Raw genomic sequence first — 23,657 nt, 5'->3', positions numbered from 1 at the left:
CCGGGCAGGGCGACGGCACCGGTGGTGTAGCGGTGGCCCGGGCCCAGGACCTCCAGGGCCGCGAGGCCCGTGAGGATCTTGACCGCTGAGGCCGGCACCGCGGGCTCGTCGGCCGACCGGTCGTAGAGGACCTCACCGGTCAGGACGTCGACGACGGCCGCGGACATCGTGCCCGAGGACACCGTCAGCGCCTCGTCCAGTGCGGGGGCGAGGGCCTCCGGGTCCGGCATCGGGTCCAGCAGTGCGGTGAGGCCCGACAGCCCGAGCACCGCGGCCAGCGTGGACCCTCCCTCGCCAGGGCCGTGGGCACCCGTGGCCGCGGGGCGGGCCGGGGACGAGCTGGAGGTCGGGGCGGCGGGGGACGACGGGTCCGACGCGGAGGCAAGGGATGACGCGGAGGCCGTGGACGAGGCGGAAGTCGGGGAGGACGCGGCACCCGCGGTGATCGTGGAGGAGACGGCCAGCGCCGGCGTCGGCCCGGACGGGGCGGCACCGGTCTGCGCGCCCTGCACCTGGCCACCGGTCACGGTGCCGGCGAGCAGCAGGGCCAGCGCGGCACCCAGGGTGCGCGGGATCGCACGCGCGGCGGGCCGGCGTCGTGGGGGTCGAGAGGTCACGGTCGGGCTTCCTGGGAGGCGTACGGGTGCGTGCGTCACGCTCGCGGCGATGGGCGGGCCGGGACCGGACGCGCCTGACCGGAGGATACCCTTGTTTCCAGATGCCGTGCCCCGGCGCGGCTCCCATCCTGCCCTCCATGCATTCCAAGGAGCCTGCTGACATGAACCATGACGTCACCATCGAGATTCCGGCCGCCTCGCGGGTCAAGTACGAGTTCGACCACGAGACCGGCCGGCTGCGCCTGGACCGTGTGCTGTTCACGTCGATGCAGTACCCCACGCACTACGGCTACTTCGAGAACACCCTCGGTGAGGACGGCGACCCGCTGGACGCCATGGTCTTCCTGCCGGGCTTCGACCTGGTGCCCGGCGTGATCGTCGAGTCCCGTCCGATCGGCGTGTTCAACATGACCGACGACGGTGGCGGCGACGCCAAGCTGCTCTGCGTCCCCTCGGACAAGCGCTTCGACCACATCCAGGAGCTCGAGGACATCGACGAGTGGCTCAAGCAGGAGATCGAGCACTTCTTCACCCGCTACAAGGACCTCGAGCCGGGCAAGTGGGTCAAGGCCGAGGGCTGGGAGGGCCGCGAGGCCGCCGAGGCCGAGCTGGCCGCCTCGATCGAGCGCTTCGACGCCGCCGGGGAGCACACCCCCACCGACGAGCCACAGGGCCGCGAGGTGGAGACCGAGGAGGCCGAGCCGGCCGCCGAGGAGGGCCCCGAGGCCGACGTCCCCCAGGGCCGTCAGGGCTGATCCACCCCCTCTATGTACGTCCTGACGATCAACCAGCGTGATTCGCGGGAGGTCGGGGACATGGTGCACGACCTGTTGCGCGCGCTGCGCCCCGTGCGCACCGTGCTGCCGTTCCAGCGCTCGGTGGGCGATGAGGCCATCGGCATCGTGGCCGACCCCGCCTCCGCGGTGGACGCCGCCCTGCGGGCCCTGCGGGAGCGGCGCTGGAACGTGGGGATCGGCGTCGGGTCCGTGGGGGCGGTGGACCCCGCGGACCCGGACGGCCCGGTGAGACCCGGTGCGCTGCCGGACACGCAGGAGTTGCGCGAGGTCGGCGGGCCGGGACTGGTCCACGCCCGCCGGGCCGTCGAAGAGGCGGCCAAGGCAGGGGTCCGGGTGCCCGTGTCCGTGGGCGGTCCCGACGCCGAGACGGCCGCCCAGGCCGAGGCCGTGCTGCGCCTGGTGGGACAGCTGGTGCTGACCCGGACCGAGGCGGAGTGGGCCGTGCTGGACCTGCTGGTCCCCGGCGTGCGCGGTCAGCAGAAGCTCGCGGCCGCCGAACTCGGGATCACCGTCCAGGCGGTGTCCAAGGCGGTGCAGCGCTCCTTCTGGACGGAGGAGCACGCGTGCCGCCCCGCCGCCGCGAGGCTCCTGGGCCTGGCCGAGGGCCCCGATACGACCCGCCCCTGAGCCGGGTCGGCAGGGGGCGGCGGCCGGGCTCGCCCCTGGGGTCGGCCGGCCGCGCCCCGTCAGTCGAGCAGTGAGCGCAGGACCGCGGCGGCCCCGTTCTCCTCGACGTGGCCGGTGACCTCGTCCGCGACCCTCATGACCTCCGGCGGAGCCTGGCCCATGGCCACCCCCCGGCCGGCCCAGGCCAGCATCTCGATGTCGTTGCGCCCGTCGCCCACGGCCACCGTGTCATCGATGTGCACGCCCAGCCGGTCCCGCAGGGCCTCCAGACCGGACGCCTTGGACACCCCCGCCGCGGCGATGTCCAGCCACGCGGACCAGCCCACCGAGTACGTGACGCCCTGCAGGCCGATGGACTCGACGGCCTCGCCGAACTCCTCGGCCGAGGAGTCGGTGGAGAACACCACCAGGCGGGTGGCGCTGGACCGCATCATCTCCTCGAGCGTGACACCCTCGGCCACCACGCCGAAACTCATGTCCTGGAAGCGCTCGGTGGACAGGAAGCGGCCCTGGTCGTCCTCCACCGCGTACTTGGCGTTGGGCAGCCGGTGCCGCAGGGCCCGCAGGGCCGGGGCGGGATCGAAGGTCCGGCGGTCGATGACCTCGAAGCCGTCCTCGAGCGCGGCGGACAGCCGGAGGGTGACCCCGCCGTTGCTGGAGACGCTGTAGCCCTCCTCCAGGCCGATCAGCTGGATGATCGGCAGGGTGGCGCCCAGCGAGCGTCCGGTGGCGATGAGCACGTGGTGTCCGGCGGCCACGACGTCCCGGGCCGCCTCGCGGACCTCGTCATGCATGTGGCCGTCATGGTCCACGAGGGTGCCGTCCACGTCCAGGCACACCATCTTGCGCTTCCCGTTCCCGTTCGGACGGTACCCGGAGGTGGTCATGTCCGACGGCGGGTGGTACAGCGTCTGCAGGGATCCGGTGTCCGCATCCCGTTCTTCGTGCCGGTCCTCGGTGCCGGCCTTCCTGTTATTCATCATGTCCCCAGTCAAGCAGATGGTGCGGACAGCCAGTAGACCAGCCCCGGCCGTCCGGTGTCCAGCACGTGAACACCGCCCGTGGCCGGCGGACATCCACCGGGTCGTTCCCCACGGTGGACATCCACCGGCGAGGATCTATAGGACCGGCAGGACCTCGAGGCCGCCCAGGTACGGCCGCAGGGCCTCGGGGACGGTGACGGAGCCGTCGGGGTTCTGGTGGTTCTCCAGGATGGCCACGAGCCACCGTGTGGTCGCCAGTGTCCCGTTGAGGGTGGCGACCATCCGCGTGCCGCCCTTGGAGCCGTCCTCGTTGACCAGCCGTTCGCGGATGTTCAGCCGCCGGGCCTGGAACGTGGTGCAGTTCGAGGTGGAGGTGAGCTCGCGGTAGGTCTCCTGCGTGGGCACCCAGGCCTCGCAGTCGAACTTGCGGGCCGCGCTCATGCCGAGGTCACCGGCGGCGGTGTCGATCACCCGGTAGGGCAGCTCGACCTTGGCCAGCATCTGCTCCTCCCAGTCCAGCAGCCGGCGGTGCTCCTCGGCGGCCTGGTCCTGCGTGGTGTAGATGAACATCTCCAGCTTGTTGAACTGGTGCACCCGGATGATGCCCCGGGTGTCCTTGCCCGCGGCGCCGGCCTCCCGGCGGTAGCACGTGGACCAGCCGGCGTAGCGGGTCGGCTCGTTGCCCAGCTCCAGGATCTCGTCGGCGTGGTAACCGGCCAGGGAGACCTCGGAGGTGCCGACCAGGTACAGGTCGTCGCGCTCGAGCTTGTAGATCTCGTCGTCGTGCTCCACGTCGAAACCGGTGCCCTGCATGGTCTCGGGACGGACCAGGGTGGGGGTGATCACCGGGATGAACCCGTTCTGCACCGCCAGGTCCAGGCCCATCTGCATCAGGGCGATCTCCAGCCGGGCCCCCACGCCCTTGAGGAAGTAGAACCGGGAGCCGGACACCTTGGCGCCGCGCTCCATGTCGATCGCACCGATCAGCTCACCGATCTCCAGGTGGTCCCGGGGGGTGAAGCCGTCAGCGGCGAAGTCCCGGACGGTGCCGACCGTCTTCAGGACCGCGAAGTCGTCCTCGCCACCGGCGGGCACGCCGTCCTCGATGAGGTTCGGGAACAACCGCTGCAGGCGGTCCAGCTCGGCCTGCGCCTCGTTGGCCTCGGCCTCGGCCGCCTTCACGCGGGAGGCCAGCTCCTTGACCTCGGCCAGCAGGGCCTGCTTCTCCTCCCCCTGGGCGGCCGCCACCCTCTTGCCGAAGAGCTTCTGCTCCGCCCGCAGCTCCTCGAAGGCGGCGATCGAGGACCGGCGGGCGGCATCGGCGGAGAGCATCTGGTCGACGAGGGACTCGTCGGCTCCGCGGGCGCGCTGGGAGGCCCTGTAGAGGTCCGGGTTCTCGGTGAGGTGCTTGACGTCGATCACGCGCACCAGCCTAGCGGCCCCCCACCCGGCGAGCCCCGTAGACTTCGCCCCATGCCTGCAGAACTGATCCTGGCCCTCGTGGCACTCGTCCTGGTGCTGGCCGCCCTGGCCTTCGTGATCGGCCTGTGGACCGGTCAGCGCCGCCTGCACGGGCGGATGGACGAACTGCACGGCAGCGTGACGTCCCTGAAGGGCGATGTCGGGACCCTCCCGGACCGGATGGCCGCCCTCACCGGCCAGGTCCAGGCGCTCGACGGCCAGGTCAGCGAGATCGCCGAGGCCCCACTGGTGTCCCGGGCCCTGGAGCACCCCCGGCGGATCGCCCTGGTGCTCAACCCCTCCAAGGCCGGGGCGGACACGGTGCGCCGGAAGGTCGCCGCCGCCGTCCAGGAGGCCGGCCTGCCGGAGCTGGCCGTCTACGAGACCACCGTGGAGGACCCGGGACGGCAGATGGCCCGCGACGCCGTGGCCGACGGGGCCGACGTCGTGCTGACCGCCGGGGGGGACGGGACCGTGCGGTTCGTGGCCGAGGAGCTGGCCGGCACGGACGCCACCCTGGGGGTGATCCCGCTGGGCACCGGCAACCTGCTGGCCCGGAACCTGCGGTTGCCGATCGACAATCTCGAGGCCTGCATCAACACCGCCATCCACGGCACGCGGCGGGACATCGACACCATCGACCTGAGGATGGAGACCACGGACGGCACCACCCGGCGCCACACCTTCCTGGTGATCGCCGGGGCGGGAGTCGACGCCGAGGTCATGGGGGACACCCGGGACGACCTGAAGGTCAAGGCCGGCTGGCTGGCGTACGGCGAGGCCGGGATGCGCCACCTGCCGGGCCACCGCAAGGAGATCTCCATCTCGATCGACGGCGGCGCCCCGCAGCGCCGCAAGGTCCGGTCGGTGATGATCGCCAACTGCGGGGAGCTGACCGCCGGCATGGACTTCGTCCCGGAGGCCCGGTTCGACGACGGCCTGCTGGACGTGGTCATGCTCTCCCCCCGCCACGTGGGTGACTGGATCCGGATCGCGGCGAAGACGCTGACGAAGTCCCGGGGCACCATCCCCGTCATGGAGACCTACCAGGCCACGCGCTGCCGCGTGGTCCTGCACGAGCCGATGATCGCCCAGCTCGACGGCGACGCGATCGGCGAGCTGCGCTCCTTCGACGCCCGGGTCCGCCCGGACACGCTGCGCATCCAGGTGCCGGCCTCGGACGTGCCGGACTCGGCCGCGGCCCCGGTCATGAAGCCGGAGTCGGTGCCGGAACAGCACGCCTGACCGGACCCCGGCAGCGTCGCCGGGCGCTCCCGGCGGGCCTCAGTCCCCGGCAGGCCGTCCCAGGATCCCGCGCACCCAGGCCTGGCCGGTGCGGTAGGCCTCGTCCGTGACGTCGTCCCGGACCGTGTACCGGCGGTGGTCGGCGCGGGGATAGGAGCCCAGGAACCGGATCTGCGGGATGATCCGGTACAGGGCGGCGAGCGCGGCGGAGACCCGTTCCTCGACGAGGTGGCCCTCCAGGTCGATGGAGAAGAAGTAGCTGCCCAGCCCGGCCCCCGTGGGCCGGGACTCGATCCGGGACAGGTTGATCCCGCGCGCGGCGAACTGCTCCAGGATGTCCATCAGCGCGCCCGGGTGGTCGTCCGGCAGGGGCACGACGACGGTCGTCTTGTCCGAGCCCGTCGGCGCCGGCAGCGCCCCCGGGCGGGAGACGAGCACGAACCGGGTCACGGCCCCGGCGGTGTCCTCGATGGCCGAGGCCAGCACGGGCAGGCCGGTCTGCGCGGCCACCAGCGGCGCGCAGACGGCGGCGTCATAGGAGGTCTCGTCGTCCAGCAGCCCCCGGGCGCCGGCGGCGGTGGACGAGGCGGGGATGAACTCGGCCTGCGGGATGTGCGCGGCGGCCCAGTTGCGCACCTGTGCCCAGCCGTGGCTGTGGGTGGCCACCGAGCGGATCGCGGACAGCTCCATGTCCCGGCGCCCCACCAGCACGAAGCTGATCGGCACCAGGATCTCGCGGCGGATCTGCAGCGCGTCCCCGCTGGCGATGTCGTCCAGGGTGGCGCTGACGCCGCCCTCCACGGAGTTCTCGATCGGCACCACCGCGAAGTCCGCGGAGCCGTCCCGGACCTGGGCCAGCGCGGTGATCACGGAGCCGACCGGATCGCACTGGGCGGCGTCGGTGCCGGGGACCTGGCGCAGCGCGGCCTCGGTGAACGTGCCCTCGGGGCCGAGGTAGACGTAGCGGGGACGCGATCCCCCGGCGGTGCCGGCGCCGGGCTCCCCGGCCGGGGAACCGGAGGCGGGGCTCACTTGACGGACGGCTCGGCGCCGCCGTCCGCCTCCATGGGACGGCCGGACTCCAGCCAGGCGCCGGAGCCGCCGGCGACGTTGATGGCCGAGTAACCCCGGTTGACCATGAAGTCGGAGGCGCGCATGGACCGGCCACCGGTCCGGCAGATCACGTAGTAGTCGGTGTCCGGGTCCAGTTCCTCGATGCGTTCGGGCAGCTGTCCCAGCGGGATGTGCAGGGCCCCGGCGGCCCGGCCGAGGGTGAACTCGTCGTCCTCGCGCACGTCGAGGATGGTTGCGTTCTCCGGGACGTCGTCCACGCTGACTGTTTCGAACATGCTCATGACACCCCAGCCTAATAGGGTGTGCCCGTGGAGACCTTTCTGGGAGACCTGGGCACCGTCGGCTACTGGGTCGGGTCCACCCTCGGCGCCGTCTTCGGCCTCGTGCTGCTCGTCCTGGTGGCCTGGCTGATCGCCACCACCGTGCGGCGCGTGCTGGGGGTGCCGGTCGGCTGGTTCCGCTCGGTGCTGGTGGCGCTGCTGATGGTGCTCAGCACCAACGTCGTCTTCGACGCCGTCATCACCCAGGTCGCCGGGACCGACACCTCCGGCGCCCTCTCGGGGGTCTCCGCCCCGGCCGCGATGGTGTTGATCCTCATCGCCCTGCTGTGGATCTTCGGGCTGGGCACCGCCGTGCTGATGATCCTGGAGATGGTGATCCCCACCGGCATGCTGCCGAACCCGGTCCTGTGGTCGGCCGGGCTGCGCAGCACCTGGGCCCGGAACCGGCGTTACCGTCAGGTGGTCGGCGTGTTCCTGCGCCACGGGCTGGGCGCCAACCTGCGCGGTTTCGGCCGGCCCTCCGACGACGGCGAGGGTTCCTGGGCGGGCACGGCACGGGCGCTGCGCCGGGCCCTGGAGGACGCGGGCATCACCTTCGTCAAGCTCGGCCAGAACCTCTCGGCGCGCACCGACCTGCTGCCCGAGGACTTCATCCGGGAGCTGTCCCGGTTGCAGTCCGAGGTGGCCCCCGAGTCCTGGGACTCGATCCGCGGGGCGCTGTCCCGTTCGCTGGGCCGGGACCCGCTGGAGGTCTTCGCCTGGGTGGACGAGGCGCCCCTGGCCTCGGCCTCCGTGGCCCAGGTGCACCGCGCCCGGTTGCAGGACGGCACGGAGGTGGTCCTGAAGGTCCAGCGCCCGGGTGCCGTGGAGGAGGTCATGCGGGACACGGACATCGTGGTGCGCATCTGCCGGTGGCTGCAGCTCAACACCACGTGGGGCAAGTCCCTGCGGATCCTGGACCTCGGCCGCGGTTTCACCCGCTCGCTGGCCGAGGAACTCGACTACCACGTCGAGGAGGCCAACATGCGTGACATGGCCGCGGCCGTGACCGGCCACAACCTCACCGTCCCCACCGTCTACCCGGAGTACTCCTCGCGGCGGCTGCTCGTGATGGACTACCTGCCCGGCGTCCCCGTGGGGCGCGCCAAGGCCCGGCTGGACCGGTTGGACCCGTCCATCCGGCGCCGGCTGGCCGAGGAGCTGACGAACTCGGTGATGCGCCAGATCATGGACGACGGCATCTTCCACGCCGACCTGCATCCGGGCAATGTCATGCTCCTGGGCGAGGCCCAGTACACCCGGCTGGGACTGCTCGACTTCGGCACGGTCGGCCGGCTCGACCCCCGCTCGCAACAGCAACTGGTGATGGTCTTCGCCTCGATCGAGCGCAATGACGCCCGGCTGCTCGGCGACTCCCTGGTCGAGCTGCTCGGGCGTCCCGCGGGCCTGGACGACCGGGCACTGGAGCGAGAGGTCGGGGAGCTGCTGGTGCGCTACCGCGGCGGGCTGCGCGGCGGCTCGGCGTCCAAGCTGTTCGGCTCCCTGACGCGGCTGATCCTCGACCACCGGTTCGCGGTGCCCAAGGAGGTGGCCGCGGCCCTGCGCTCCCTCGGCGGCATGGAGGGCACCCTCGGGCTGATCGACCCGGACCTCGAGGTCGTGCAGGCGGCCCGCGCACTGGGCGCGGACCTGCTGAAGGACCGGTTCACGCCCGGTTCGCTGAAGGACACCGCCACGACGGCCCTGCTGGAGGTGCTCCCGATCGCCGCCCAGCTGCCGCGGCGGCTGAACCGGATCGCCGACGACCTGCAGGGCGGACGGATCTCGGTGAATGTCCGGCTGCTCGGCGACAAGGACGACCGGCAGTACGTCACCTGGTTGTTCCAGCAGGTGGTGGTGGCGATCCTGGCCGGGTTCTGCGTCCTGGGCGGCATCGTCCTGCTGGCCTTCGGCGACGGCGGCCCGGCCATGACCAGCTACATGACCTGGCACACCGCGTTCGGCTACATCGTCCTGTTCGCCGGCTTCGTGCTCTCCCTGCGGACCGTGGCCCTGGTGATGCAGCGGCCGGGCCCCGCGGAGGTCCCGGAGTAGGCCCTCGATACAGTGGAGGCCATGAACCACCCCGTCCGGACCCCTGACCTGGCGCGCCTGACCGCCCTGGAACTGCGCGACGCCCTGGCCGCCGGTGAGGTCTCCGCCGCGGACGCCACCCGCCACTTCCTCGACGTCACCCAGCGGCGCGACCCGGAGCTGGGGGCGTTCATCTCGGTGGAGCCCGAGGCCGCCCTGGCCCGTGCCGACCAGCTGGACCGCCGGTTCCGGGACGCCGGTCCCGTCGGCTCACTGCACGGCATGCCCCTGGCGTTCAAGGACCTCGTGGACGTGGCCGGGATGCGCACCACCTTCGGTTCGCGGACCGCCGTCGACGCCCCGCCAGCCGACGAGGACGACCCGCTGGCCGCCGCGGTGCACTCGGCCGGGGGCATCTCCCTGGGCAAGACCACCGTCCCCGAGTTCGGGCTGCCGTGCCACTCGGAGAACCTCATCTCCCGCGGGGCGCGCAATCCACTGGACCCCGAGCGCACGGCGGGCGGGTCCACGGGGGGCGGTGCGGCCGCCGTCGCCGCCGGGATGCTGCCCTTCGCGCCCGGCACCGACGGCGGCGGGTCCGTCCGCATCCCGGCCGCGGCCTGCGGGCTGGTCGGGCTCAAGCCCGGCCGCGGCACCGTGCCCACGGACCGGCAGGAGGACTCGGTGCGGAACCTGTCCGTGTCCGGCCCCCTGGCCCGCACGGCCGTGGACGCCGCCCTGCTCTACGACGCCATGCTCGGGGGCCCCCGGGGCGAGGGGCGGAGCCTGCCGCGGGCCCGGCGGGCGGAACCGGACCGGTTGCGGATCGGCTACTCCACCGCCTCCCCGTTCACCCCGGACCTGGAGATCACGCTGGCCCGGCCCGCCCTCGACGCCCTGACCCGGGCCGCCGCCGCCCTCGAGCGGGACGGCCACGAGGTGGCCGAGGCCGACCTGGACTACGCACCGGGCTATCACGAGGACTTCCGCACCGTCTGGACGGCGGCGCTCACGGAGGCTCCCCTGCCCGGGGACGCCGAGCAGCTGCTCGGGCCCCTGGCCGCCTACTTCCTGGAGCTGGCCCGCGGTTACACCCCGGACCGGCTGGCGGGGTCCGTGGACCGGCTGACCCGCTGGGCCGCGGATGCCCGTCGGCAGCTGGCGGCCCACGACGTGGTGCTGACCCCGGTGCTGGCCTTCGCGCCCCCACTGATCGGGACCTTCACGTCCCTCCCCCCGGCCGAAGACTACGCACTGCAGTGCCGGTTCACCCCGTACACCTCGATGGTCAACGTCATGGGCCTGCCGGCGGTCTCCGTCCCGGTGCTCCGGGATGCGGAGGGCCTGAGCTGGTCCGTGCAGGCCATCGGCCGGCCCGGCACGGAGGGGCACCTGCTGGCCCTGGCGGCCCGCCTGGAGCACCTGCTGGGCTGAGCCGCCCCGGCTATCCGAGCATCGCCCCGAACGCGATGAAACCGATGATCATCAGGACCCACAGGCCGGTGACCAGGTACCCCATGATCAGCCCCACCACGGCGAACCCCTTGCCGTGGGGTTCCCTGGCCAGGGAGAGGTGCCCGAACACGATCGCCAGGAGCTGCGGGACGGCCAGGAAACCGAAGGTCACCACGCCCGCGATGCCCAGCACCATCGCGGTGATGCCCAGTCCTGCAGGACGGGACTCACCGCCCGGATACGGCGCCCCGCCCCTGCGGCCCGGCTGCATCCCGCCCTGACCGTGGGCACCGGGCCCGCCATAGCCCCCCGCCTGGCCATGGGTGACGTCGTAGGGGTTCTGCACCGGGCGGGGCCGGTCCTGACGGCCGGGTTGGTTGGCGACCACGGGGTACCCGCCGTGGATCGGGTACTGGGGCTGGCCGTCACCGTAGGGACCGGCCAGTGGCTGGTCGGCGTAGGGGTTCCGGGGGGCCGGGGAGCTGCCGGGGGGCGGCGGCGTGGACGGACCGCCCGGCGCCTCCGGGTCCGTGTACCAGGAGGGATGCTTGGGGTCGTCGAACGGGCGGTACGCGTCCGAGTGCTGTCCCTGGTCATTCCGGTCGGCCATGGGTCCAGTGTAGGCAACACCCCGGACGAGGTGCGGGGTTCTCCACAGGGTCTCCATCACGGGCATTCGGTCCCCGCCCTTCCCGTGGACCCCGCCGGCTGGTTGCATGACTACATGGTCGAATCCCACGCCCCCGCGGACGTCGGCGTCCGCAACGGCTACGACGCGGACTTCCTGGGTACCACCGCCGCGGTGCCGGTCCCGAGCGACGAGCGCCTGGCCGTCCTGGACTACGTGCACTTCTCCGTCCATCAGGACACCGACCGCCGGCTGGCCGCGATCACCGCGGTCAACGTCGACGGCACCCAGCTGCGCGACGTGGACCGCGGGGACGCCTGGCGGTTCGACGCACGCCTGCCCGAGGAGCACCAGGCCGGCGAGGCGCTCTACGCCGCCAACGACCTGGACCGCGGCCACCTGGTCCGTCGTCGCGACCCGGCGTGGGGCGACGGCGTCACCGCCCGCCTGGCGAACCTGGACACCTTCCACTACACCGTGTGCGCCCCCCAGGCCGCCTACTTCAACCAGTCCCAGGAGCTGTGGCTCGGGCTGGAGGACCACGTGCTGGGCCACGCCCGGGCCGCCGGCCAGCGGATCAGCGTCTTCACCGGCTGCGTCTTCGCCGAGGACGACCCCGAGTACCGCGGGGAGTTCCGGATCCCCCGGCGGTTCTTCAAGATCGTGGCCTGGAACCAGCAGCCGGCCCTGGGCACGCTCGCCTCGACCGGGTACCTGCTGGACCAGGGCGAGGGACTGGACCGGGTCCTGAGCCGCGGGCTGCGCGCCGGTGAGGAGGTACCCGGGCCCGGTCCCTTCCGCACCTTCCAGGTCCCGGTGTCGGACATCGCCGAACTGACGGGCCTGGACATGGGCCAGCTCGCCGCGGCCGACCGCTATCGCGTCCCCGCCGAGGCCCTGGGTGAACGGGTCCGGGGGGCCCGCGCCGCGCGGCGCTGGCGGGCCCTGGAGGGATTCGATGACATCAGCCTGTGAGACGTCCGCGGGGACGGAGGTCCCCGGCCCGCCGGTACACCGCCGGCACTGCATCGTGCCGCCGTACATGCTCGAGCAGCTCTCCCGGCACCTCCCGCGGCAACCGGAGCCTCCACCGCCGGCCAGCCCCTTCCTCCCGCCGCCGCACCGTCCGCCGCGGGGCGCGGAACCCGGGGCACCGGACCGGCCGGCGGACGCGGGCCGGACGCGGGACCTGGGCCAGCAGGTCCGCGAGCGCCGCCACCGGGGGATCCGGCCGGAGGGGGGTGTCGCCACCCCCGGCGGCACCCTGGACCGCAACATCTCCGACGCGCGCGGCACGCAGGAGCTGCCGGGCGTCGTCGTGCGCTCCGAGGGCGCTCCGCCGGTGGCGGACACCGCGGTGAACGAGGCCTACGACGGCCTGGGCTCGGTGCACGGGTTCCTGACCGAGGTCTTCCGGCAGTCCTCACCGGACGGCCTCGGGCGTGAGCTGCGGGCCACCGTGCACTACGGCCACCGCTACGACAACGCGTTCTGGGACGGGCGGCGCCTGGTCTTCGGCGACGGCGACGGGGAGGTCCTGACGGGGTTCACGCCCTCGCTGTCCGTCATCGGCCACGAGCTGGCGCACGGCCTGATGCAGTACGCCTCGGACCTGGACTACCAAGGCCAGTCGGGGGCGTTGAACGAGTCCTTCGCGGACGTGGTCGGGGCGCTGGTGGACCAGTACGTGCGGGGCCACACGGCGGACCAGGCGACGTGGCTGATCGGCGCGGAGGTGTTCGGGGCCGGCGTCCGGGCCCGGGGACTGCGTTCGATGTCGGCGCCCGGCACCGCCTACGACGACCCGCGGCTGGGCAGCGACCCGCAGCCGGAGCACATGGACCGGTTCATCGTCACCCGGGAGGACTACGGCGGGGTGCACCTGAACTCGGGGATCCCCAACCGCGCCTTCCACCTGGCGGCCAGGTCCCTGGGCGGCCACGCCTGGGAGCGGGCCGGGCAGGTCTGGTTCGACGTGGTGACCTCGCAGGACCTGCCACGGGACGTGGACTTCGCCGGGTTCGCCCGCGCGACGGTGGCGGCCGCCCAGGGCCGGTTCGGGGACGAGGCCGCCCGGATCGTCCGGGAGTCCTGGGCGCAGGTGGGGGTACTGACCGAGGGGGCCTCCGCTCCGTAGGCTGGGGTCATGAGCGAGGACCGCGCTGTCAGCACGCCGGACCCGGCACCGGGCATGCTCGAGGTCACGGTGTCGCGCTCGGGTGGAGTGGCCGGGATGGTGCGCCGCTGGACGGCGCGGATCCCCGACGACGGCACCCCGGCCGCGCGGGCCGCCCGCCGGATCTCCGGGCTCGCCCCGGCCGCGCACCCGGGGGAGGCCTCCCGGCGTCCCGACCGGCCCGGATCCGGGCCGTCTCCCGGCCGGGGGGCGAGAGGACGGGTGCGCGACGCCTTCCAGTGGACGGTGACGTGCGGGGACGGGTCGGCGAGCTACGACGAGGACGGACGGCGCCGGGATCCGGACCTGGACGCACTGATCGACGTGATCACCCGGCGTCCGTGACCAGTCCCCGCAGGTAACCGGCGAAGCCGCCGGCCGTGCGCCCGGTCGTGCGGCCCGAGGTCACCGCCCGGATCCGGTCCGTGGCCAGCACCGGCACCCCGGCGGCCCGCGCCGCCTCGACGAGCGCGACGTCCTCGTGCTCGGCCGTGTGGGGGAAGCCCCCCAGGCGCTCATACGCCTCCCAGGACAGGCCCAGGTTGGCTGCGTGGACGTGCCCGTGGTCCTCGCCGTGCGTGTAGTCCCGCAACCAGCGCCGCAGCACCTGCGGGTCCACCCCCGAGGCATCCAGCCCGACCGTCCCGGCCACCACGACCGGGCCGTCCTCCCGCGCGGCCAGTGCCGTCTGGGCCACCAGCCAGTCCGGGGGAACGACGGTGTCCGCATCCGTGCTGGCCACCCAGGTCCGCTGGGCCCCGCCGGACCGGGACAACAGCTCCACCGCCCGCCGCAGGCCCAGGTCCCGGGCGCGGCCGACGTTCGCGGGCCCCGAGGCCGGCGCCCCCGCAGGGGACGCCTCGTCAGCCAGGTCCATCACGTGGAAGCGGGGATCGCCCGCCACCACGGCCTCAGCCCGGTGCGCCGTCGCATCGGTGCAGTCGTCCAGGGCCACCACCACCTGGACGGACCCCTGCGCGTGGACCTCCTCCCAGCGGTCGGCCGCCCGGGCCAGCGCCTGGAGACACCCCGGCAGCAGGTCCTCCTCGTTGCGCGCCGGGACCACCACGGCCACCCTGTCCGCGGCGGAGGCACGGGTGAGGACATCCACCACGAAGTCCTGCTCGAGATGGCGCGAGACCAGCCGGAACCGGGGGTCCGCGGCGACCCTCTCGTGGACCTCGTCCCCGTCCAGGGGCCATCCCTCCACCTCCTGGCGCCAGTGGCACGACACGAGGTGGCCGGACAGGGCCAGGGACCGCTCGAGGTGGTCCAGCAACCGCTCCAGTTCGGGGGCGGAGAGGAAGTACCCGATCTCGGAGAGCACCACCAGGTCGGCCGGGCCTCCACCGGGCAGCCGGTTCGGCCACTGGTCCGGCAGCACCACCTGCTCGAAGGTCACCCCGGATCGCCCGGCCAGGGCCCGGCGGGCCTCCCGGATCGCCACGCCCGAGGCCTCCAGGCCGATGACCCGCTCGGCGCGCTCGGCCAGGTCGCCGGTGAGCACCCCGATCGAGCTTCCCGCCTCCAGGACGGTGCCGTAGCGCTCGCGCGGCAGGGCCGCGAGGGTGACCAGCCGCTTGCGCCGTTCGTACCAGCTGCTCCGGTATCCCCAGGGATCCTCCCGCTCGCGGTAGAGCCGGTCGAAGACCTCGGTCGCCCGGGCCGACGGGGACGCTGCGGATGACGCGGACGCTGTGGACGCTGTGGACGCTGTGGACGCTGTGCCGGCCCCCGCGGCGGCCTCCGGCGCCGTGTACCGGTAGACGTCGAAGGACCGGCCGACGAAGTGCTCGAGCATCCCCGGGCCCAGGATGGCCTCGTCCCCGGGAGCCGGGGAGAGCGGCTCCACCTGGCTGGCGTGGGCCGCCAGGGCGTCCCGGCGGGCGGCCCGGGCCTCCGCCGCCAGCGGCCAGCGCACCCAGTCCCGCCAGTCCGGGTCGCGCGCGGGGTCGGCCCAGTGCCAGAACCAGATCGGGAATTCGTACAGGTCCAGGCCCCGGTCCGCGGCCAGGGCGGACACCACGTGGCCGAGGGCGTCGTGGTCGGCGTGCCCGTCGGCGCGGTAGTGGGTGGCCAGCACGGCCGGCCCGGTGTGCCCGTCCAGGAGGTCCACGACGACGGCCCGCACCCGGTCCGTGTGCGCGGCCACGTCCCCGTCCGGCAGGCCGAGCCCGACCAGCTCGATGCGGTCCCGGTGGCCGGTCCCCAGCGCCTCGAGGGCGGAGGCCAGTTCGGCCCGGCGCACCGCGATCAGCTGCTCCGGGGTGTGGGTCGGGGAGTCCGGATGGGACCGCTCCCCCAGGCTGGCCATCACCACCCGCACGCTCCCGCCGGCGCCCAGCACCGAGCGGATCAGCCCGGTGGCGCCCAGGGTCTCGTCGTCGGGGTGGGCGGCCACGACCACCAGCAACGTCTCCGCCGGCAGCCGTCCGCGACCCGGGGCCTCCCGCACACCGGACACCCCGGCGGCCTGCCAGTGCCCCTCGGGCGTCCCGGCGTCCAGGTGCGAGAACGTCATGGCCGCACCGCCGTGAGGATCAGGGCGCCGAGCCGGGCGTCGTCGCGCCCGGCATGGTGCTGGCGGACGTAGACCTGCAGGTCGGCCACGGCCCGGGCGTGGTCGGCGTCCCCGGTGAGGGGCCCGGGACCGGTGGCCTGTCCGACGACGTCGATCACCTCGGTGCAGACCTGCGCCACGGCGCCCCGCAGCCGGTACGCCTCGAGCTCTGCGGCGGGCCCGGTCAGGTCGCCGGCGTCGATGGCGTCGGCGGCCGCGGCCAGCTGGGCAGACACCGAGGACAGCAGGCGGTCCACGCGCCCCAGTGCCGCGAGCGCGAACTGGTCCGGTTCCCGGCGGGCCGCCGAGGCCGCCAGCGTGCGGTACAGGTGCACGGCACCGCCGAACCACACGGCGGCCACCCCCATCCCGCCCCAGGCGAACCCGGGCCGGTCCAGGTACCAGGACGGGCCGCCCACCGGCAGGGCCGGGACCGCCTCGAAGGTGAGCGGACCGCTGTCGATCGCGGCCAGCCCCAGGGCGGGCCAGCTGCCCGCCCCGGGGTGCACGCCGGGGTGGCGGAGGTCGACGAGGAAGGCCTGCCGGCCGCCGTCGGGCAGGGCGGCGGTCACGACGGCGGCCGAGCAGCGCCCGGCCAGGGAGCACCACGGCTTGGTGCCGTCCAGCGCCCAGGGACCGGGCCCGTCGGCGTGTCCGGGGCGGGTCCGGTGGGCGACGGGGGTCTGCCCCCCGGACTCGGAGGCGTAGACGCCCAGGACACCGTGCGGGGCCGGCACCCCGGCCTGGTCCAGGATCGCCACGGCGTCCAGGTGGGGTTCGAGCACGCGGGCGGCCACCAGGTCCACCGCGGCCACGGAGGCGAGGAGCTCCCACAGGGCGCGGGTGTCCCCGCCGCCCGGCCGGGGCAGCTCCTGGGCCGGCAGGTCCCCGAGGGCCTCCAGCATGGGCTCCGCCGAGCCGTGGGAGGCGGTGGCGGCACGCACCAGGCAGGGGGCCGCCACGCCGTCCGCTTCCCCGCGTTCGCCCTCGCCCGTGTCCGTGATCCGGCCCGGGTGTCCCAGGTGCACCCAACGGGGCAGCGACATCGGTGTTCCTCCTGCGGTCCCGGGCCGGCCTGACGGTCGTCTCGTCGGCCCCTGCCGCCTATTCAACCAGCCGGGCCGCCCCGGCCGCCCGGTGGCGCCGGACCGGGGGCGGAGCTCACTTCCGCAGGATGAGCCGGGGGAACTGCGTGAAGGCCTCGACGCCGGTGTCCGTGATGCGGATCGATTCCGAGGCCGCGTAGCCGTAGCCGGTCATCCACATCCCGCAGATCAGGTGGAACGTCATGTTCTCCGCCAGCACGTTCTCGTCCTCGGCACGGATGCTGATGGTCCGCTCCCCCCAGTCCGGCGGGAAGCCGACCCCGATGGAGTACCCGAGGCGACTGGGCTTCTCCAGCCCGTACCCCGCCAGGGTCCGGGTCCACGTCCGGGACAGTTCCCGGACGGGGACGCCGGGGGCGGCGACGTCGAGGATGTCCTGCAGCCCGGCTCCGACCGCCTCCTCCAGCAGCAGCAGTTCGGGCGACGGCGTGCCGAGCACGACCGTGCGGGCCAGGGGCACGTGGTACCGGCGGTGCACCCCGGCCAGCTCGACGGCCACGGCGTCACCCTCCCGCAGCACGCGATCGGACCAGGTCAGGTGCGGGGTGTCCGCGGACCCGCCGGTGGGCAGCATCGGGACGATGGCGGGGAAGTCACCCCACGCGTCCTCGGTGCCCGCGGCCTGGGCGGCGGCGATGTGCGCGGCCACCTGGTTCTGGGGCACTCCCGGCTCGATCGCGTCGATGGCCTCCTGCATCGACACCGTGGTCACCCGGGACGCGAGGCGCATGTACCGGATCTCGGCATCCGACTTCACCGCCCGCACCCAGTTGACCAGCTCGAAGCAGTCCACGAGGGACCACTCCGGAATCCCCCGCAGGAGCGCCTGGTAGGCCTTCGGCGCGAAGAAGTGGGCGTCCATCTCCAGGCCCACGCCTCCCCGGGCGGCCGGTTCGACCAGACCGCGCCGGCGCAGGGCGTCGGCGACCCAGTCGAAGGGGTGGATCCGGGGCTGGTGCACGTAGCGTTCCGGATAGCCCAGGACCTGGTCCATGGGCAGCCAGCTGGTGCGGAAGGCACCCAGGGCGTCCATCTCCCGCAGGAACAACAGCATGGGCCCGTCCAGGGGGATGAAGAGGACCTGCGGGGTGTAGAACGACCACGCGTCATAGCCGGTGAGGTAGAAGATGTTCGCCGGGTCCACGACCATCAGGGCGCTCAGGCCCTGCCGGTCCATCCTCTCGCGCACCGACAGCAGCCGCTGGGCGTACTCGTCCATGGGGAACAGCGCCCCGCGGATGTCGGCGTCCCCGGCCGGAACGGGTGCGATGGCCGGGGCGGGAACGACGTCCGGTCCCGGGGCGGCGGCTCCCACCGTGAGCCCGTCCCCGGTCACGCGTGCTGTGGACATGACCCGATTTTCCGCTCCCCGGGACCGGGTGACAACGGTAGGGCGTACCCCAGCACCACCTGCCGGCCGTCCCCGCGCCGTCGGTCATGTTCACCGGTCGGCTACCTGTGGTCACGCGTTCGTGGAACAGTGGTGCCATGAACGCTCAGACCCCTGCGCCCGCCGCCGAACGGGCAGGCACCGTGGCCCTCCCCGAAGACCTCGTCGACCTGGACGCCCTGCTGGCGGCCTACGCCGAGCGTCATCCGGACCCCGCGGACCCGGCGCAGCGGGTCTCCTTCGGCACCTCCGGCCACCGCGGCTCGTCCCTGAAGACCTCCTTCAACGAGGACCACATCGCCGCCATCACGCAGGCGATCGTCGAGTACCGCGCCGCCCAGGGGATCACCGGCCCGCTGCTGATGGGCCGGGACACCCACGCCCTGTCCGGGCCGGCCCAGGACACCGCGCTCGAGGTGCTCATGGGCAACGGGGTACGCACGCTGATCGACTCCCGGGACGGCTACACCCCCACCCCGGCCGTCTCCCACGCCATCCTGGTGCTCAACGACTACCGCACCCACGGGCAGGACCTGGCCGACGGCATCGTCATCACGCCCTCCCACAACCCGCCCGCCGACGGCGGCTTCAAGTACAACCCGCCCCACGGCGGCCCCGCGGACACCGACGCCACGGACTGGATCGCGGACCGCGCCAACGAGCTGCTGGCCGGGGGCCTGGCGGAGGTCCGGCGCATCCCGCTGGCCGAGGCGCGGCGCCACGAGGCGCTGGGCACCTATGACTTCCGGGACCGCTACGTCACCGACCTGCCGAAGGTCGTGGACCTGGACGCCATCCGCCGGGCGAAGGTCCGCATCGGCGCGGACCCCATGGGCGGGGCCTCGGTGGAGTACTGGGGCGAGATCGCCGAGCGCCACGGACTGGACCTCACCGTCGTGAACCCGGACGTCGACCCCCAGTGGGCGTTCATGACCCTGGACTGGGACGGCAGGATCCGGATGGACTGCTCGTCGCCGAACGCCATGGCCTCGCTGATCGGGCGGATGCGGCCCGACGCCGGTTCCGCGTCCGGTCCCGGCGCCGACGCGGACGTGCCGGGACCGGACGCTGCGGCGCCGTTCGACATCGCCACCGGCAACGACGCGGACGCCGACCGCCACGGCATCGTCACCCCGGACGGCGGGCTGATGAACCCGAACCACTTCCTCTCCGTGGCGATCGACTACCTCTACCGGCACCGTTACGACTGGCCGGCCGGGGCCGGCGTCGGGAAGACGCTCGTCTCCTCCTCGATGATCGACCGGGTGGCCGCGGGGCTGGACCGGGACCTCGTGGAGGTGCCGGTGGGCTTCAAGTGGTTCGTGCCCGGCCTGCTGGACGGGACGGGTGTCTTCGGCGGGGAGGAGTCCGCCGGGGCGTCCTTCGTGTGCTTCGACGGGACCCCGTGGTCCACGGACAAGGACGGGATCCTGCTGTGCCTGCTGGCCGCGGAGATCCGGGCGGTGACGGGCACGTCGCCGTCCCGGTACTACGCGGACCTCGTCGCGCGGTACGGGGACCCGGTGTACGCCCGCATCGACGCCCCGGCCACCGCGGAGCAGAAGGCCAAGCTGAAGCGGATGTCCCCGGCGGACGTCACCGCGGACACCCTGGCCGGGGAGCGGATCATCGCCACGATGACCGAGGCGCCCGGGAACGAGGCGCCCATCGGCGGGCTGAAGGTCACCACGCAGAACGCCTGGTTCGCCGCGCGCCCCTCCGGCACCGAGGACGTCTACAAGATCTACGCCGAGTCGTTCGTCTCCGCCGAGCACCTGGCCCAGGTCCAGGCCGAGGCGAAGGCGATCGTGGACGCGGTCATCGCCTGAGCGTCAGAGCAGGCGCTTGATCGCCTGGCGCTTGGTCCAGGTGTAGGGCGGGTAGACGGCCTTGAGGGTGTCCACCTGGTCGGTCTTCGTCAGGGCCGGGCGCAGTTGGGAGAACGTCTCGAACCCGGCACGCCCGTGGTACGAGCCCATCCCCGAGGGCCCCACGCCGCCGAACGGCAGGGTCGGCAGGCCCACGTGCATCAGCGTGACGTCGAAGGCCATCCCGCCGGCGGTCACGCGCTCCTCGAACGCGCGGTGGTAACGGGGCTTGTCCGTGAACAGGTAGGCGGCCAGCGGATGCGGCCGGGCGTTGATGAACTCGATCGCCTCCTCCACGGTGTCCACGCGCAGGATCGGCAGGATGGGCCCGAAGATCTCCTCGGCCATCAGCGCGCTGTCCGCGGAGACGTCCGCCAGCACGGTCGGCTCGAGGTACCTGTCCGCCACGTCGGCCCGGCCCCCGTGCACGAGCCGCGCCGGGGCGCGCCCCTCCCCGGGCTCGAGCGCGTCCTGCAGCAGGCCGGCCAGTCGCTCGGCGTGCTGGGTGTCGATGAGCCGGCCGTAGTCCGCGGAGGCCTGCGGGTCCGCACCGTAGAACTCGGTGATGGCCTTCGTCAGGTGCCTCTCCAGCTGCCGCTGCGTCTCCTCGCCGACCACGAGCACGTAGTCCGGGGCCACGCACGTCTGTCCGGCGTTGGTGAACTTGCCGAAGGCGATGCGCCGGGCGATGGCCGGCCAGTTGCGCCCGTCCGCCACCACGCACGGTGACTTCCCGCCCAGTTCCAGGGTGACGGGGGTCAGCTGCCGGGCGGCCGCCTCGTAGACGATCCGGCCGACCCGTTCTCCGCCGGTGTAGAAGATGTGGTCGAACTTCTCGGCCAGCAGCCCCTGGACGGTCTCGGCGCCACCCTGCACCACGGCCACCGAGCGCGGGTCCAGGTACTGCGGGATGAGGCGCCCGATGAGCTCGGACGTGGCCGGGGCCTTCTCACTGGGCTTGAGCACCACGGCGTTGCCCGCGGCCACGGCGGCCACCAGCGGGGAGATGAGCAGCTGGAACGGGTAGTTCCACGGGGCGATGACCAGCACCGCACCCAGCGGACGCGCCTCGATCTTGGCACTGGCCGGCTGGAAGGCCAGCGGGACCTTCACGGACTGCGGTTCCATCCAGTCGGTGAGGTACAGCAGGGCGTGGTCCGCCTCGGCGCGGGTCACCTGGACCTCGGTGACCATGGCCTCCGTGCGGGACTTGCCGAGGTCCTGCTCGAGGGCCGCGCAGATGGCGTCGGCCTCCTCCTCCAGCATCCGCCGGATCCCCTTGAGCTGTGCGGCCCGGTACCGGCGCGGGTGCGGCAATCGCAGGGTGGCGGCCTGCCGCATGCGCCCGACGGCGTCGGCCGGCGCCTCCGTTCCCATGGCCACGGCGGGGCCGGCGGGCACCGGCAGGCCGGCTCCCGGTTCGTCGAGGGGCTGCTCGGAGCCCGGGGCGAGTCTCATCGTCTGGTCCTGGACGGCGTCGGGAATCTCAGGCATCCTCCCACGGTAGCGGCCTACCGCTGGGGCCAGAAACCACGTGCCTCCATCACCGCGGCCAGGGCCTCGACGTCATCGGTCATCAGTCCGTCCACGCCCAGGGCGATCAACCGTTCCATCTCCGCCGGCTCGTCCACGACCCAGACGTGGACCTGCAGTCCCGCGGCCTGGCAGCGCGAGACGAACCGCGGGGTGACCACCGTGATCGGCCCCTGCCTCACCGGGACCTGCACGCAGTGGACGTGGGCCAGCCGGCGGGCGACGAACCGCGTCAGGCCGAGCGGGGCGGTGAGCACGAGGGCCCCGACCGCCAGCGCCCCGCCGGACATCGCCACGGCCCGCCCGGACGCCCGGGTGAACCTGCGGCGGCGGGAGTCGTGGAAGGACGCGACCAGCACGCGGTCCCAGGCGTCATGGCGCGCCACGATCCGGGCGATCGCCTCGGCCGCCGCGTCGTCCTTGAGGTCCACGTTGAGGCGGACGTCGTCCCACTCGGTCAGCAGGTCCTCGAAGCGCAGCAGGTGCTCACCCTCCGGGGCCTCGGACGCGGCGGCCCCGGGGGTCCCGGCGGCGGCCCCGGTGAGGGCGGGATCGATGACGCGGACCCGGGCCAGTTCCTCCCACGTGTGGTCGGAGACCCGGCCGGTACCGGTGGTGACGCGGTCCAGCACCTCGTCGTGGAAGACCATGAGCACGCCGTCCCGCGTGGTGCGCACGTCCAGCTCGAGATAGCCGTAGCCGCGTTCCACGGCGGCGCGGAAGGCGGCGAGGGTGTTCTCCCGGGCGGTGTCCGCGCCCCGGTGGGCGAAGGCCAGGGGCCAGCCCCGGCGGCCGGGCAACGAGTCCTTCAGGTACTGCGGCAGGCTGGGGGGCTTCACGGTCATCACCCTAACGGCAGCGGGTGCGGGGTCAGTCCAGGGTGAGCAGGTGCTCGATGATCGCGGCCACGCCGTCGTCGTCGCAGGCATCGGTGGTGGCGTCGGCGGCCTCCAGCAGCAGCGGGTGCCCGGAGGCCACGGCGTACCCGGTCCCGGCCCAGTGGATCATCTCCAGGTCGTTGGGCATGTCCCCGAAGGCGACCACCTCCTGGGCGGAGATCCCGTGCCGGGCGGCGAAGTCCTCCAGGGTGCTGGCCTTGTTCACGTCCGGGCGGGACATCTCCAGCAGGGCGACGCCGGGGGCGGAGTGGGTGACGGCCAGCAGTTCGCCGAGCAGGGACCGCACCTCGGCCAGGAAGGCGTCCGGCTCGCTGCTGCGCGTCTTGGCCAGGAACTTCACCACCTCCGGTTCCGGGGGCAGCACCTCGTCCAGGGACCGGCCGACGTGGATGCCCCGGGCGAGCTCGGCAGGAGAGTCCTCGTCCAGGCGGTCCATGAAGGCGGCGTCGAGGTGGAACCCGTCGAGGGTCTCCACGCCGAAGGACGCCGAGGGGTCCAGCGCGGCGATCATGGCCCGGGCCTCCAGGACGGTGTCCAGCATCATGGGCCGGGACTCCAGCACGGTGTCACGGACCAGGTCGTAGACCACCGCTCCGTTGGAGCAGATCACCGGCCCGGCGTGGGCGAGGCCCTCGGCCACCGGCGTCAGCCAGCGGATCGGGCGGCCGGTCACGAAGACCACCTGCACTCCGGCGTCATGGGCGGCCTGGAACGCGGCCACCGTGCGCGGCGAGACCCACCCCGTGCGGGAGTGCTCATAGCCGATGATGGTCCCGTCCAGGTCGCTGGCGATCATCCGGGGACGTCGCGTGGCGCCGCCGGGCCTGACCGGCGGTGCCGGATCGAGGGCCGGATCGGGGAGGGACATGGGTCCATTCTAGGCC

21 protein-coding genes are annotated in these 23,657 nt (G+C 73.3%); 9 read left to right on the top strand and 12 right to left on the bottom strand.

The features are described 5' to 3' along the window. On the bottom strand, positions 1-617 hold a 617-nt coding region (locus PLJ28_RS01110), incomplete at its 3' end, for a D-alanyl-D-alanine carboxypeptidase (RefSeq protein ID WP_324589838.1). A 161-nt stretch (positions 618-778) separates the two neighbouring features. Between PLJ28_RS01110 and PLJ28_RS01105 the strand changes: the two genes are divergently transcribed. Next, positions 779-1,372, top strand: coding sequence for an inorganic diphosphatase (locus PLJ28_RS01105; protein WP_324589837.1), 594 nt, complete (start codon positions 779-781; stop codon positions 1,370-1,372). Between the two features lie 12 nt (positions 1,373-1,384). Beyond that, the gene (locus PLJ28_RS01100) at positions 1,385-2,041 is read left to right on the top strand and encodes a hypothetical protein (protein ID WP_298043212.1); all 657 of its coding nucleotides are present in this window, start codon (positions 1,385-1,387) and stop codon (positions 2,039-2,041) included. Between the two features lie 59 nt (positions 2,042-2,100). Here PLJ28_RS01100 and PLJ28_RS01095 read toward each other — a convergent pair whose 3' ends face one another. Both PLJ28_RS01095 and serS read right to left on the bottom strand, forming a co-directional pair. Then, positions 2,101-3,024: an HAD family hydrolase gene (locus PLJ28_RS01095; protein ID WP_502876470.1), complete on the bottom strand. Its 924-nt coding sequence runs from the start codon at positions 3,022-3,024 to the stop codon at positions 2,101-2,103. A gap of 135 nt (positions 3,025-3,159) precedes the next feature. Further along, the gene (serS, locus tag PLJ28_RS01090) at positions 3,160-4,446 is read right to left on the bottom strand and encodes a serine--tRNA ligase (RefSeq protein WP_298043210.1); all 1,287 of its coding nucleotides are present in this window, start codon (positions 4,444-4,446) and stop codon (positions 3,160-3,162) included. Between the two features lie 51 nt (positions 4,447-4,497). Between serS and PLJ28_RS01085 the strand changes: the two genes are divergently transcribed. Continuing rightward, positions 4,498-5,730, top strand: coding sequence for a diacylglycerol/lipid kinase family protein (locus PLJ28_RS01085; protein WP_298043208.1), 1,233 nt, complete (start codon positions 4,498-4,500; stop codon positions 5,728-5,730). A gap of 39 nt (positions 5,731-5,769) precedes the next feature. Here the strand turns inward: PLJ28_RS01085 and pheA are convergent, their stop codons facing one another. Together pheA and PLJ28_RS01075 are read right to left on the bottom strand one after the other, a co-directional pair. Continuing rightward, complete coding sequence (gene pheA / locus PLJ28_RS01080; protein ID WP_183530345.1) at positions 5,770-6,762, bottom strand: prephenate dehydratase; 993 nt, start codon at positions 6,760-6,762, stop codon at positions 5,770-5,772. Then, entirely contained in the window at positions 6,759-7,085 is a 327-nt protein-coding gene (locus PLJ28_RS01075; RefSeq protein WP_029139318.1) for a rhodanese-like domain-containing protein, read from the bottom strand. The genes pheA and PLJ28_RS01075 overlap by 4 nt, the downstream gene beginning before the upstream one ends. A gap of 27 nt (positions 7,086-7,112) precedes the next feature. Between PLJ28_RS01075 and PLJ28_RS01070 the strand changes: the two genes are divergently transcribed. Together PLJ28_RS01070 and PLJ28_RS01065 are read left to right on the top strand one after the other, a co-directional pair. After that, positions 7,113-9,179 carry an ABC1 kinase family protein gene (locus PLJ28_RS01070; RefSeq protein ID WP_298043205.1) on the top strand — a complete coding sequence of 689 codons (2,067 nt, stop codon included), beginning with the start codon at positions 7,113-7,115 and terminating at the stop codon, positions 9,177-9,179. Between the two features lie 21 nt (positions 9,180-9,200). After that, complete coding sequence (locus PLJ28_RS01065; RefSeq protein ID WP_183530348.1) at positions 9,201-10,592, top strand: amidase; 1,392 nt, start codon at positions 9,201-9,203, stop codon at positions 10,590-10,592. A 10-nt stretch (positions 10,593-10,602) separates the two neighbouring features. Here PLJ28_RS01065 and PLJ28_RS01060 read toward each other — a convergent pair whose 3' ends face one another. Beyond that, the gene (locus PLJ28_RS01060) at positions 10,603-11,223 is read right to left on the bottom strand and encodes a DUF4190 domain-containing protein (protein WP_183530350.1); all 621 of its coding nucleotides are present in this window, start codon (positions 11,221-11,223) and stop codon (positions 10,603-10,605) included. A 114-nt stretch (positions 11,224-11,337) separates the two neighbouring features. Between PLJ28_RS01060 and PLJ28_RS01055 the strand changes: the two genes are divergently transcribed. Genes PLJ28_RS01055 through PLJ28_RS01045 form a run of 3 tightly spaced genes read left to right on the top strand, consistent with a single transcriptional unit; the run spans position 11,338 to position 13,762 of the window. Beyond that, positions 11,338-12,216 carry a DNA/RNA non-specific endonuclease gene (locus tag PLJ28_RS01055; protein WP_183530352.1) on the top strand — a complete coding sequence of 293 codons (879 nt, stop codon included), beginning with the start codon at positions 11,338-11,340 and terminating at the stop codon, positions 12,214-12,216. Continuing rightward, complete coding sequence (locus PLJ28_RS01050) at positions 12,200-13,378, top strand: M4 family metallopeptidase (RefSeq protein WP_255459811.1); 1,179 nt, start codon at positions 12,200-12,202, stop codon at positions 13,376-13,378. The genes PLJ28_RS01055 and PLJ28_RS01050 overlap by 17 nt, the downstream gene beginning before the upstream one ends. A gap of 9 nt (positions 13,379-13,387) precedes the next feature. Continuing rightward, the gene (locus PLJ28_RS01045; RefSeq protein ID WP_183530354.1) at positions 13,388-13,762 is read left to right on the top strand and encodes a hypothetical protein; all 375 of its coding nucleotides are present in this window, start codon (positions 13,388-13,390) and stop codon (positions 13,760-13,762) included. Here PLJ28_RS01045 and PLJ28_RS01040 read toward each other — a convergent pair. The 3 genes from PLJ28_RS01040 to PLJ28_RS01030 form a co-directional block, all read right to left on the bottom strand. Then, positions 13,746-15,938 carry a PIG-L family deacetylase gene (locus PLJ28_RS01040; protein ID WP_324589836.1) on the bottom strand — a complete coding sequence of 731 codons (2,193 nt, stop codon included), beginning with the start codon at positions 15,936-15,938 and terminating at the stop codon, positions 13,746-13,748. The two genes, PLJ28_RS01045 and PLJ28_RS01040, sit on opposite strands and share 17 nt — an antisense overlap. Continuing rightward, on the bottom strand, positions 15,935-17,023 hold the full coding sequence (locus PLJ28_RS01035; protein ID WP_183530358.1) for an acyl-CoA dehydrogenase family protein: 1,089 nt from the start codon (positions 17,021-17,023) through the stop codon (positions 15,935-15,937). The genes PLJ28_RS01040 and PLJ28_RS01035 overlap by 4 nt, the downstream gene beginning before the upstream one ends. Before the next feature lie 115 nt (positions 17,024-17,138). Beyond that, positions 17,139-18,434: a M24 family metallopeptidase gene (locus tag PLJ28_RS01030; protein WP_255459812.1), complete on the bottom strand. Its 1,296-nt coding sequence runs from the start codon at positions 18,432-18,434 to the stop codon at positions 17,139-17,141. A gap of 137 nt (positions 18,435-18,571) precedes the next feature. Here PLJ28_RS01030 and pgm point away from each other — a divergent pair, with 137 nt between their 5' ends. Next, positions 18,572-20,302: a phosphoglucomutase (alpha-D-glucose-1,6-bisphosphate-dependent) gene (gene pgm / locus PLJ28_RS01025; protein ID WP_183530360.1), complete on the top strand. Its 1,731-nt coding sequence runs from the start codon at positions 18,572-18,574 to the stop codon at positions 20,300-20,302. A 3-nt stretch (positions 20,303-20,305) separates the two neighbouring features. On the opposite strand, the gene PLJ28_RS01020 is transcribed toward pgm, so the two are convergent. From PLJ28_RS01020 to PLJ28_RS01010, 3 genes are read right to left on the bottom strand one after another with little or no spacing between them, the layout of a single operon-like run. Further along, on the bottom strand, positions 20,306-21,835 hold the full coding sequence (locus PLJ28_RS01020) for an aldehyde dehydrogenase family protein (RefSeq protein ID WP_183530362.1): 1,530 nt from the start codon (positions 21,833-21,835) through the stop codon (positions 20,306-20,308). A gap of 17 nt (positions 21,836-21,852) precedes the next feature. Then, a complete protein-coding gene (locus tag PLJ28_RS01015) occupies positions 21,853-22,719 on the bottom strand; it encodes a glycerophosphodiester phosphodiesterase family protein (protein ID WP_298042600.1) in 867 nt (288 codons plus the stop codon). A 25-nt stretch (positions 22,720-22,744) separates the two neighbouring features. Continuing rightward, on the bottom strand, positions 22,745-23,641 hold the full coding sequence (locus PLJ28_RS01010) for an HAD family hydrolase (RefSeq protein WP_183530366.1): 897 nt from the start codon (positions 23,639-23,641) through the stop codon (positions 22,745-22,747). Positions 23,642-23,657 lie beyond the last annotated feature (16 nt).

This window comes from Citricoccus sp., assembly GCF_035445025.1.
Lineage (GTDB): Bacteria > Actinomycetota > Actinomycetes > Actinomycetales > Micrococcaceae > Citricoccus.
Note: the sequence above shows the minus strand (reverse complement) of the source record. Positions and strands in the feature narration are given on the sequence as shown.